Here is a 2585-nt window from a genome sequence, read left to right as displayed (position 1 = left end):
GGCCCCGGCCAGCACCGGCGCCAGCAGCAGCAGCCCCACGGCCGCGGCCGTCAGGTCGAACCAGCGTTTGGTGAGGTCATACATGGGCGGACAGCCGGAAGCCGCTTTTAAGCAAAAACCGGTCGTTGGTGACCTCGGCCCGAAAAGCGCGGCGGCCGTGCAGCACTTGGTCGTCCCACCATGCCACGGCCTCGCCGGGGGCCAGCGACAGGGCCACTTCGGCGGGCGTGTTCGCCACGTAGTCGAGCAAAAACTGCCGAAAATCCTGCGCCAGCGCGTGGGTTTCGGCGCTTTCGGTGGGGTCTACGCAGTGGTAGTTCCAGTTGAGGCGCCAGCCGGCCGGGGTGTGGGCGATGATGGGCTGGCAGCGCGCGTCGCCGGCTTTGGCGAAGCGCACGGGCCGGTTCAGCAGACGGGCACCCAGGGCCGGATTGTGCGTTTGCAACGCCTGCCACAACACGTCGGCGTCCACAAACGTTGTTTCGCCGCCAGCCGGGGCCTGCACCAGGCAGTGCATGAACATTACCTCGGCCGGCTCGCTCAGGTACGATTCGTCGGTGTGCAGCGGCTGGGCATTCTTGCTGAAGCGGTAGGCCACATCGTCGGGAATAGCGGCATCGTAGCGCACCTCAATCCACTTGTGGCCGGTGCGGATGCTGCCTTGGGCAAAGTCCTCGTCAAGGCGCAGCGTGTGGCCGGTTGCTTCGGTCAGAGCCTCGTAGAAAGCCGCCCACTCCGCGGGCGGGCACCACTCGGCCAGGCCGCGCAGGTACACTACTTTTGCCGTGCCCAGAGCTGCCCGCAGCGCGGCGGCCAGGCTGGCCGGATTGCACTGCGCAGGCACAGAAAGCGTGGTGATAAACGTCATAACTACAACCAATACCAGCGAGCCACGGGGCCGCCGGCGGTGAAAACATATACGATGGTTTTCGCGCTGGCGTATCGGCTCCACCGTCCCAAAATTACGCCGTAACGATAACATGCTCGTTTTCCCCAACGCCAAGCTCAACCTCGGCCTCTACGTGACCCAGCGCCGGCCCGACGGCTTCCATACCCTCGAATCCGTCTTCGTACCCCTGCCGTGGACGGATGCGTTCGAACTATTGCCGGCCAAAACCAGTCAGCCCACCAGCCTCACGCTCACCGGCCGCTCCATTCCCGGCGACCCGGCCACCAACCTCTGCGTGCGGGCCTACGAGCTGCTGCAGGCCGATTTCCCCGCGCTGCCGCCGGTGCAGATGTATCTGCATAAAATCGTGCCCATCGGGGCCGGCCTGGGCGGCGGCTCGGCCGATGCGGCGTTTGCCCTGAAAGCTGCCAACGACCTGTTTGGCCTCGGCCTTTCGGCAGAAGCGCTGGAAGGCTACGCCCGCCGCCTAGGCTCCGACTGCGCCTTTTTTATTCAGAATAAGCCCGTGCTGGCAGTTGAGAAGGGCGACTTATTTGAGGAAATCGACCTGACCCTGGCGGGTACCGGGTGCGTGGTGGTGTATCCCAACCTGCACATCAGCACGGCCGAGGCTTACGCGCGCATCACGCCGCAGCCGCCGCAGCACCCGCTGCGGGTGGCATTAGCGCAGCCGATGAGCACCTGGCGCGAAACCCTGAGCAACGACTTTGAAACGGCCCTCACGCCCAGCCACCCGGTGCTGGCCGAAATCAAGCAGCAGCTCTACGCGGCGGGCGCAACTTATGCGAGTTTATCGGGCTCAGGCTCGGCGGTATACGGGCTGTGGGAAAGCGGCGAGCCGGCGGCGATGGACTGGCCGACGGAGTACACGGTATGGATGGGCTTACTGTAGAGACGCGACACTTCGCGTCTCATCGTTGAACGATGCCATTTAGCGCTTTCCGACGGCGCGGACGCCGAGACGCAATTATGCGTCTCTACACCGGTACGGCCGGCTCCAAATCGGGCGATTTATCCCGCATCAATCGCGCCACCAGCGGATGGATGAGCACGCTGAGCACGATGAGCAGCGTACCGATGTAGAAGCCCGTGCTCATGCGCTCGGCGTTGAACTGCGGCGCGTGCAGCAGCCCCTTCGTGTGCAGCCAGTAGATGCCGGCGGCCATCGAAATGCCATACACCGGCTCCAGGTTGATGGTCAGGTTCACGGCGAAAGGGGAGAGGCGCTTCATCAATTCCACCGACGTGGAGAAGGCGTACACCGTGCACACGCCCGCCAGCAGGCCCAGCCACAGCCAGTCGTAGCCCTGCCAGGCCAGCTGCAAGCCGCGTCCTTCGGTGAAGTAGCGGCTATAAATCGGGAAGAATAACACGATGCTCAGGCAGGCCCCCGCCATCTCGTAAAACGTGAGCCGCAGCGGCGGATGCTGCTTAATCAGCTTCGAATTCAGTACGCTGAACAGCGCCGACAAGCCCGCCGACAGCACCGCCACGCCCAGCCCCAGCAACTGGTCGAGCTCGGCCTGGCTCACCAGGTACAGGCCCACCATCGTAATCAGGCCCAGGCCCACCTCGTAGCCGCGCACCCGCCGCCACAGCAGCAGCGGCTCCAGCAGCGAAGTCCACAGCGCCAGCGTGGCCAGCCCGGCCAGGCACACGCTGACGGATGACAGCC

General features: G+C 64.5%; 3 protein-coding genes. 1 reads left to right on the top strand and 2 read right to left on the bottom strand.

The window, feature by feature from the left end; all coding sequences use genetic code 11:
* Positions 1-76: 76 nt before the first annotated feature.
* On the bottom strand, positions 77-844 hold the full coding sequence (locus ACYVDE_RS19915) for a TauD/TfdA family dioxygenase (RefSeq protein ID WP_460503283.1): 768 nt from the start codon (positions 842-844) through the stop codon (positions 77-79).
* A 136-nt stretch (positions 845-980) separates the two neighbouring features.
* Here ACYVDE_RS19915 and ispE point away from each other — a divergent pair, with 136 nt between their 5' ends.
* Entirely contained in the window at positions 981-1802 is an 822-nt protein-coding gene (ispE, locus tag ACYVDE_RS19910; RefSeq protein WP_460503282.1) for a 4-(cytidine 5'-diphospho)-2-C-methyl-D-erythritol kinase, read from the top strand.
* Positions 1803-1887: 85 nt separating this feature from the next.
* Here ispE and ACYVDE_RS19905 read toward each other — a convergent pair.
* Positions 1888-2585: DMT family transporter (locus ACYVDE_RS19905; protein WP_460503281.1), on the bottom strand; the 698-nt coding region annotated here is incomplete at its 5' end.

This window comes from Hymenobacter agri, assembly GCF_054778495.1.
This window is presented reverse-complemented; position numbering and strand designations above follow the sequence as displayed.

Coding starts and splice junctions, on each gene's coding strand:
- ispE (WP_460503282.1), top strand. CDS start 981: ATGCTCGTTTTCCCCAACGCCAAGCTCAACCTCGGCCTCTACGTGACC.